Annotated in this window: 5 protein-coding genes and 3 tRNA genes; 6 read left to right on the top strand and 2 right to left on the bottom strand. The window is 69.8% G+C overall.

Going from position 1 to position 8066, the window contains the following annotated elements; translation table 11 throughout:
- From mgtE to VFZ20_RS16135, 3 genes are all read left to right on the top strand, one after another.
- On the top strand, positions 1–1178 hold a 1178-nt coding region (gene mgtE, locus VFZ20_RS16125; RefSeq protein WP_329684939.1), incomplete at its 5' end, for a magnesium transporter.
- 163 nt (positions 1179–1341) lie between these two features.
- A complete protein-coding gene (locus tag VFZ20_RS16130; protein WP_329684940.1) occupies positions 1342–2427 on the top strand; it encodes a PDDEXK nuclease domain-containing protein in 1086 nt (361 codons plus the stop codon).
- A gap of 160 nt (positions 2428–2587) precedes the next feature.
- The gene (locus tag VFZ20_RS16135) at positions 2588–3793 is read left to right on the top strand and encodes an IS630 family transposase (RefSeq protein WP_329684941.1); all 1206 of its coding nucleotides are present in this window, start codon (positions 2588–2590) and stop codon (positions 3791–3793) included.
- 39 nt (positions 3794–3832) lie between these two features.
- Here VFZ20_RS16135 and VFZ20_RS16140 read toward each other — a convergent pair whose 3' ends face one another.
- Complete coding sequence (locus VFZ20_RS16140; RefSeq protein ID WP_329684942.1) at positions 3833–5563, bottom strand: hypothetical protein; 1731 nt, start codon at positions 5561–5563, stop codon at positions 3833–3835.
- Between the two features lie 197 nt (positions 5564–5760).
- On the opposite strand from VFZ20_RS16140, the gene VFZ20_RS16145 reads away from it, so the two are divergent.
- The 3 genes from VFZ20_RS16145 (at position 5761) to VFZ20_RS16155 (ending at position 6158) form a co-directional block, all read left to right on the top strand.
- Positions 5761–5831, top strand: a tRNA-Cys gene (locus VFZ20_RS16145).
- Positions 5832–5918: 87 nt separating this feature from the next.
- Positions 5919–5991: transfer RNA gene (locus tag VFZ20_RS16150), tRNA-Glu, on the top strand.
- Positions 5992–6083: 92 nt separating this feature from the next.
- Positions 6084–6158 (top strand) — tRNA-Val (locus VFZ20_RS16155).
- Between the two features lie 285 nt (positions 6159–6443).
- Here the strand turns inward: VFZ20_RS16155 and VFZ20_RS16160 are convergent.
- Entirely contained in the window at positions 6444–7904 is a 1461-nt protein-coding gene (locus tag VFZ20_RS16160; RefSeq protein ID WP_329684943.1) for a hypothetical protein, read from the bottom strand.
- Between the last annotated feature and the right edge of the window lie 162 nt (positions 7905–8066).

Raw genomic sequence — 8066 nt, forward strand, 5'->3', positions numbered from 1 at the left:
CCCTGGCCGCCGAGGCCCTGGCGGAGATGGAGCCGGAGGAGCACCCCGAGGAGTCGCTGGCCGCGCTGGAGCCGGAGCAGATCGCCGCCGTCGTGGCCGAGCTCTCGGACGACGACGCGGCCGACATGATCGCGGAGCTGGACCCGGAGGACCGGGACCGCGTGCTGGCCGCCCTGCCGCACGAGGACGCGGGCGACATCCGCGACCTGATGGCGTACGACGAGGAGTCCGCGGGCGGCATCATGACCACCGAGCTGGTGGTGGTGCCCGTGGAGCTCACGGCGGCGCAGGCCATCGACGAGGTGCGGCGGCAGGCGCACGAGGTGGAGCAGTTCTACGGCGTGGTGTTCGTCGTCGACACGGCCGACGTGCTGCTGGGCACCGTCTCCCTGCAGGCCCTGGTGACGTCCGCGCCGGGCACGCCCCTGCGGGAGCTTCGCGAGGAGCCCATCGCCGTCCTGCTGCCGGAGACGGACCAGGAGGAGGTGGGGCGCATCGTCAGCAAGTACAACCTCACCATCGCCCCCGTGGTGGACGCGGGCGGGCGGCTGCTGGGCGGTGTGACCTTCGACGACGTCATCGACGTCATCGAGGCCGAGACCACGGAGGATATCCTCAAGTTCGTCGGCGTCTCGGGCGAGGAAGAGCTGCGCGGCGGATGGTGGGACGCCGTGCGCTCGCGCCTGCCCTGGCTGTTCGTGAACCTGCTGACGGCGTTCGGTGCCTCGTTCGTGGTGATTCTCTTTCAGGGCACCATCGACTCGCTGCCGTTCCTGGCCGCGTGGATGCCCATCGTGGCCGGCATGGGCGGCAACACGGGGACGCAGGCGCTCGCCGTGACGGTGCGGCGCCTGTCGCTGTCGCGCGACTCCCTGGAGGGGCGCTGGAACGTGGTGGGCAAGGAGCTGCTGGTGGGGCTGGGCAACGGCTTCGCCATCGGGCTCACGGTGAGCACGGTGGCCGCCGTGCTGAACGGCAACCCCATGCTGGGCGTGGTGGTGATGCTGGCCGTGTGGGCCAACCTGGCCGTGGCGGGCTTTGCCGGCGCCTTCGTGCCCATTGTGCTGGAGCGGCTGGGGGTGGACCCGGCCGTGGCATCGTCCATCTTCGTCACGGCGTTCACGGACATGTGCGGCTTCCTGCTGCTGCTGGGCCTCGCCACGCGCTTCCTCCTGTAGGTCTCTTTCCTGGGACGCTTGCGTTCCATTTGTCCACGATGTAAATAGTCCAACAGCTGTTGGACTATTTACACTCCGGACGTTCCCCGTGGAGGGCCGGGCCGCCATGGGCGGCTGACCGCGTCCTGGAGGGTGCGCATGCGACCCGAAAAGAGCTCTGAAGATGCCTTCGCGTCCGAAGCGAGGAGCCGTCGCCGTCGTTCCGCCGTCGGCGGACACCGGCGCGGCGGAGTACGGCGAGCTGCTGGACGTGGTCCGCGAGCGCATCCGCTCCGCGCGGGTGCGGGCGGCGGCCGCGCTCAACCGCGAGCTGGTGACGCTGTACTGGCAGATTGGCCACGAGATCCTCACGCGGCAGCAGGCGTCCGGGTGGGGCGCCCGCGTGGTGGAGCGCCTGGCGGACGACCTGCGGCGCGAGTTCCCCGACATCCGCGGCCTCTCGCGCACCAACCTGATGTACACGCGCGCGTTTGCCGAAGCGTATCCCGACGAGCACCTCGTCGAGCAGGTGATGGGGCACATCCCCTGGGGCCACAACACGCTGCTGCTGGACAAGGTGGATGGGCTGGAGGAGCGCGTGTGGTACGCGCGCCAGGCGCTGGAGCACGGCTGGAGCCGCAACGTCCTCGTGCACCAGGTGGAGAGCGGGCTGTACGAGCGCCGGGGGCAGGCGGTCACCAACTTCCACCGCACGCTCCCGCCGGCGCAGTCGGACCTGGCGGTGGAGCTCATCAAGGACCCGTACAAGTTCTTTTTCACGGGGATGGACCACGGCGTGGAGGAGCGCGAGCTGGAACGCGCGCTCCTGGCCCACGTCCGCGACTTCCTGCTGGAGCTGGGCGTGGGGTTCGCCCTCGTGGGGAGCCAGTACCGGCTGGAGGTGGGCGGGCAGGACTACCGGCTGGACCTGCTGTTCTACCACATCCGCCTGAAGTGCTACGTGGTGGTGGACCTCAAGGTGGGCGCCTTCAAGCCGGAGTACGCGGGCAAGATGAACTTCTACCTGTCCGCGCTGGACGACCGCCTGCGCCAGGAGGGCGACGGGCCCAGCATCGGCCTGGTGCTGTGCAAGGAGCGCAACCGGGTGGTGGCGGAATACGCCGTGCGCGGCATCGCCAGCCCCATCGGCGTGGCCGAGTACCGGTTGATGGAGGACCTGCCCGCCCGGTTCAAGGACAGCCTGCCCTCGCCCGAGCAGCTGCAATCGGAGCTGACGACGACGAAACCGGACGGGACGGAGGAGGGCTGAAGCAGGATGTTTGTTCGGAGTGTAAGATTGTCCAACAGCTGTTGGACAATTTTACACTCCGGACGTTGGACGCCTTCTTTTGACGCGGTGATGGTGGATTCGCAGCCGGCTGGCGGGCGTTCTCCGTATCCGCTCGGCAATCGTAACCTGCTGTGAGTACATGGATTACGAGCTGATAGGCCAGCGCACCAAAGCTGAAACGTCCAGAGTGGCAATCATCCAACAGCTGTTGGACGATTGTCATACCAAATACCTTGATTGCTTGACCACTTTGTCTCATGTTGGAGCCAACCTCAACCGGAAGGCTGGCTCCATGTCTCAGCGGGACTTTCCTTCGATCGCAGAGTCGGCGGAGGAGCTCCAGGACAGGCTCACGCACGAGCATTCTGCCAAGCGCCGAAACCGGCTCCATCTTCTCTTCCTGATCCGTTCAGGCCAGGTAAAGACCCGCGAGCAGGCGGCCCAACACCTTCTCGTGCACCGCAACAGCATCAAGAACTGGCTGAATGCCTACAAGGCAGGCGGGCTGGACCAGCTGCTTCACGTCGGCACCACGGGACCCAAGCCGGAGCAGAAGAGCCTGAGTGCTCCCGTTTACGAAGCGCTCAAGGAGCGGGTCCGGCACGACGGGTTCTCCGGGTACACCGGCGCCCAGGAGTGGCTGCAGCGGGAATTCGCAGTCGAACTGCCGTACAGCACGGTGCACAAGCTGATCCGCTACCGGCTCGGCGCAAAGCTCAAGCGTGCACGGCCCCGGCACCAAAAAAACGACAGTGATGCCGCCTGCTTCCCTGCTCGCCTGACACGCTTCCTGGACACACTCTTCGCGTTCTCCCCGCTGCCCGTCCGGCTCTTTGTCCAGGACGAGGCGCGCTTCGGACTTCACGAAGGGATCACCCGCAGGTTCATCACCGCCCCCGGCGTGAAGCCTCATCAGCTCGTCCTGCCTCGCTACGAGTACACCTGGCTCTACGGAGCCGCGGAGCCCGCGACCGGAGAATCGTTCTTCTACGAGATGCCCGCGCTAGATTCTGCCTGCTTCCAGTGCTTTCTGGACGAGTTCTCGCTCGCGTTCCCCAAGCACATGAACGTGCTGGTGATCGATGGTGCTCCCGCACACATCGCTCATTCTCTCGTCATCCCGGACAACGTCGTTCTCTTCCGGCTGCCGCCCTACTCTCCCGAGCTGAACCCGATGGAGAGAGTTTGGCAGGACCTGCGCAAGCGCCTGAGCACCGACCTGCCTGCGGCGCTCGAAGCGCTTGTGAGCGACATGACCAGAGTCGTGCGCGAGTACACGCCGGAAATCGTTGCCTCCTTGACTGGTTACGCCTACTTGCGGCAAGCAATTGCACAACCAAAGTAGGCATTTGGTATCACTCTGGACGTTTTGTGGTCCTCGCCGTCAGTTCGAAGCCCCGCCGCGATCCTGGCCGGTGACGCTCGGACGCCGCGCGGCGAGCGCGGAGCGGCGGCTGCCCACGAAACTGGACGCGTTCGGCCGGCCGCCGACAGACGCCTGCGGACGAGCGGGAGGCGGCGCCTGGGGCCGTGCCGAATCCGCCGCCGCCGTGTCCGGCTGGGGCGGCACGACACGCGGGGCAGGCGCCACGTCCGGGCGCAGCTGCCCGGGCAGCGTGTCCGCCGGCGGGGAGGCGGGCGGCGCGGCGGTGTCGGCCGGGGGCGGGGTGCCGCCGGGGAGCAGCGCCCGGAACCCGCGCGGATCCATGAAGATGCGCCCCGTCAGGCGGACGCTGTTCACGTCCGGTGCAACGCCGCCGCCCGCGATGGCACGCGACAGCGTGAGCGACACCTCGAAGGGCACGTTCGCGCGGCCGCGCGCGTACGCCTGCAGCGACGAGTACCGCGCACCCAGCCCCACCGCGTGCAGCGACCCGCCCGTGCGCCACTCCAGCGGCGACGGCACCAGGTCGGCATCGCCGCCCGTGTAGTTCGTGCGCGTCTGGGCCAGCAGCGCGTACTCGCCGGAGAACGAGATCTCGTCCGTCAGCCGCCAGCGGGGGGTGATGGAGACGGCCAGGCGCTGGCCCGGCTCGCGTCGCACCGTGCGCACGGCGCTGTCGGCGGGGAAGGGACGCGCGAGGGAGAACGCCTGCCGCTCCACGTCCGCCGGCAGGAGCACGTCCACGCTGGCGGACGCGTTCACGTACCAGCGGTCGGAGAGGAAGACGTCGTTCAGCACGTCCACGCCAAAGCCCAGGTGCCCGCCGCCGGGCGGGATCTCGGTGAAGAAGCGCGTGCCGCTGCGGCCCGTGGGCAGGCGCACGCGCGCGCCCACGCTGGTGCGCAGCGACCGACCCGTGACGCTGTCCGGGTACGGCCACCCCGCCGGCCCACGGCGAAGGAGAAAACGCGCCCCGAGCTGCAGGTCGCCCAGCATGTACGAGCGGTGGCCGGAGACGAGCCCCAGCGCGGCCAGCTCCTCGTCCGTGAGCTGCGCCGCGATCTCCTCGTCCGCCAGGAACTGCGCGACGGTAAGCGGCGCCGTGGGCAGGATGAGCGTGTCCGCGGCGCTGCGCGCGCGAAGCCGGGTCTGCAGCGCCACCGCCGCGGCCGTTCCGCGCAGGGGGAGCAGCAGCCCTCCGCCCAGGTCGCCGAAGCGTGGATCGAACCCCGCGAGCACCGTGCGGTTGCGCGCCTCGTCGGGGTTCAGGCCCAGGGTGGCGCCCGCGAAGTACGGGCCCACCACCGTGGTTCCGCGCCGCTCGATGGGCACCGTGATCGAGAGGGTGAGCCGGTTCGTGAGCCCGTAGCGCACGCTGAGCGGCGCGATGCGCTCGTCTGCGCCCAGGCGCAGGTTCAGGCGCCCGGCCGAGAGCGAGTCGGGATCCAGGGGGGCGCCCAGCAGGTCCGCCAGCCCCGCCTGCACCCGGGCCTCGGCGGCGCCTGTTACCCGCTGCGTGGCCGCGCTCAGGGGGGCCAGGAACTCCGAGCCGAACGCCGGGTCGCCGTAGCCCAGGCGCGAGTCGTACTGCGTAAAGAGGCCGCCGCCGCTCAGCTCCAGCAGGCCGCGGGGCAGCACCCACGCCTCGGCCTCCTGCGCCAGGACGCGCGCGGGGGCGGCCGCGAGGGCGAGAACCAGCAGGGCGCCATTGGCCCGGAAAGACAGCTTCATCCGCCGTGGATGGCTCGAGGTCGGGGACGGAACGGGACGGAAACACGCGTGCGCCGGCGCGTGACGCTAGCGCGCGCGGCGGGCCCTGTCAAACGCGCGCGGTGGGAACAAATGCGTGGCAGGGCTTGACGCCAAGCGGCAAGTCCGATACATTCGCGGGGCGTTTGCGGCCGGTCTGGTGACGGCGCGACGCGGTCGGCGCCGTGGCCAAGTGGTAAGGCAGAGGACTGCAAATCCTCGACCCCCGGTTCGAATCCGGGCGGCGCCTCTGGAAGGTTCGCCCGGCAGCTCTCGTGCCCCCAGGGGTTGACGAGAAGCCCATCGGGCGATACAATTGAAGGCTCTGGTTCGCCACGCCCCGTTCGTCTAGTGGCCTAGGACATAGCCCTCTCAAGGCTAAAACACGGGTTCGATTCCCGTACGGGGTACTTTTGAAAATCTGGAGGGCAAAGGGTCAGGTCCCCGCAGGAAGCAGCCCACTCTCCGGCGCGGGCGCGGGTATCCCCCGGCCCGCGATACTGCTCGCTTAGCTCAGCTGGTCCAGAGCGCTCGCTTCACACGCGAGAGGTCATAGGTTCGAATCCTATAGCGAGCACTTTCCTTCGTTTTCATGCAGCCTCGCCGCTCCCGCGGCGGGGCTTTTTTGCGTCGGGCCCTCACCCGCTCGCTGTCGTTCGCACCCTCTCCCGCACACTGCGCGGGAGAGGGTATACACTTCGAACATGGCATGTTGTCTGGCGCGGAGTACCTTCGCGGGGTCCCGCGCGCCGCTCGCCCTGCTGGATCTCACCTGCACGCACCAGGGCTCGTTGAAGTATACACCCCCTCCCGCGCAGTTTGCGGGAGGGGGTGGACGAGCCTACGCGAGGCCGGGGGAGGGCTACTGCGCCGCGCGTGACGCCCAGTACTCCGGCGGACAGGCCCGGAACGCCAGATCCACCGTCTCGTCGCCGGGGCGGGAGCGCACGTTGGGCATCTGCTCCGCGCCGGGCAGGATGGCCATCAGCGTGGCGCGGCCGGGGCCCGCCGTGCGCATCACGCAGAACGCCTGCGGCCGCTGCATGAGCACGGGGGCCAGGTACATCGACGACACCTGGTCCATGTAGTCCAGCAGGATGTAGCGCGCGTTCGCGGCGCGGGCGGCGGCGAGCAGCGTGTCGGGATCCGCCGTGAACGGGTACGTGCGCGACGGATACTGCGAGTACGCCCAGAACAGCGTGGCCTTGCGCGACAGCACGGCGGCGTCAGCCGGCAGGCGGCCGCGCACCCCGCGGGCCAGGCCCAAAAAGTCCATCCACGGATCGGACAGGCACGGATACGGGTTGCCGGGCCCGTACACGGCGCGGCACCGCATGGAGTACTTCACCTGCATCCGCAGCGGCGGGAGGGTCGCCACGACGAGGGCGGCCACGACGGCGGCGCCCACCCACGCCGGGCGTCCGGTCCATCTCGCCAGCCGCCGCAGGGGTTCCGCCGCGCACAGCAGCAGCATGGGCAGGGCGGGGAGCAGGAACCGCTCGCCGGCCCACTCGCCGGGCCAGACGAGCACCAGCCCCACGTACAGCGGCAGCCACAGCTCCGCCACGCCCGGCCGGCGCATCCGCATCCCCCATCCCGCCAGCCCCAGCAGCACGACGGCGATCCCCAGCAGGGTGGCCGGCGATCCGCTCCGCACGCCCGTCAGCAGGTAGGGCAGGTGCTCCCGCGTGTACTCCACCGTGTTGGCGGCGATGCGCGACAGCAGCCCGCCGATGCCCACCGTGCCCAGCACGGGGCGGTACGGGTCCACGTACCACAGGTATCCCGCGTAGCCGGGACCGCCGGCCGCCTTGCCCCGCGCCCACCAGAACAGCGCGAATGGGAGGATGAAGGCCGCGAACACGCCCAGCCACGCCCACCGCCGCCGCCACGCCAGCCACGCGGCGCCCGCCACCACCAGCGGCAGCCCGGCGGACCGCGTTCCGTGCGCCAGCAGCGTCGCGCCCGACGCCAGCGCCACCGGGCCGATCCACCCCTTCCATCCCGTCGAAGCGGACGCGGGCGGACCGGCGGCATCGGCAGGGCCGGCGGTGGACGCGTCGGAAGGCGGACGGTGGGGATCACGGTCGATCAGCCGCGCGAAGCCCCAGAGGGCCAGCATGGTGAACGCCCAGAACGGCGGATCGGACAGCTCCCACCGGGCCACGTCCACCACGCCCGCGCCCACGGCCAGCAGCACGCCGATGGCCAGCGCCGTCCCCGGCGTGGACAGGCGGCGGGCCCACAGGTACGACAGGCCCACGGCCGCGGCGGAGAACAGCGTGACGAGCACCTTGAACCCCAGCCAGGGCTGGATGCCCATCGTCATCGCGACCGCCAGGATCATCGGCCAGGCGGGCATGGACCTGCGGGCGGGCGTGCTGGTGATGCTCGTCGCGGTGTGCGCGGCGGCCGGCTACGTCGCGGGTTTCACGCTGTTCCATCGCCTGGCCCCGGCGCTGCTGGCGCTCGCGGTCTGCGCGCC

The sequence above is a fragment of the Longimicrobium sp. genome (assembly GCF_036280135.1).
Lineage (GTDB): Bacteria > Gemmatimonadota > Gemmatimonadetes > Longimicrobiales > Longimicrobiaceae > Longimicrobium.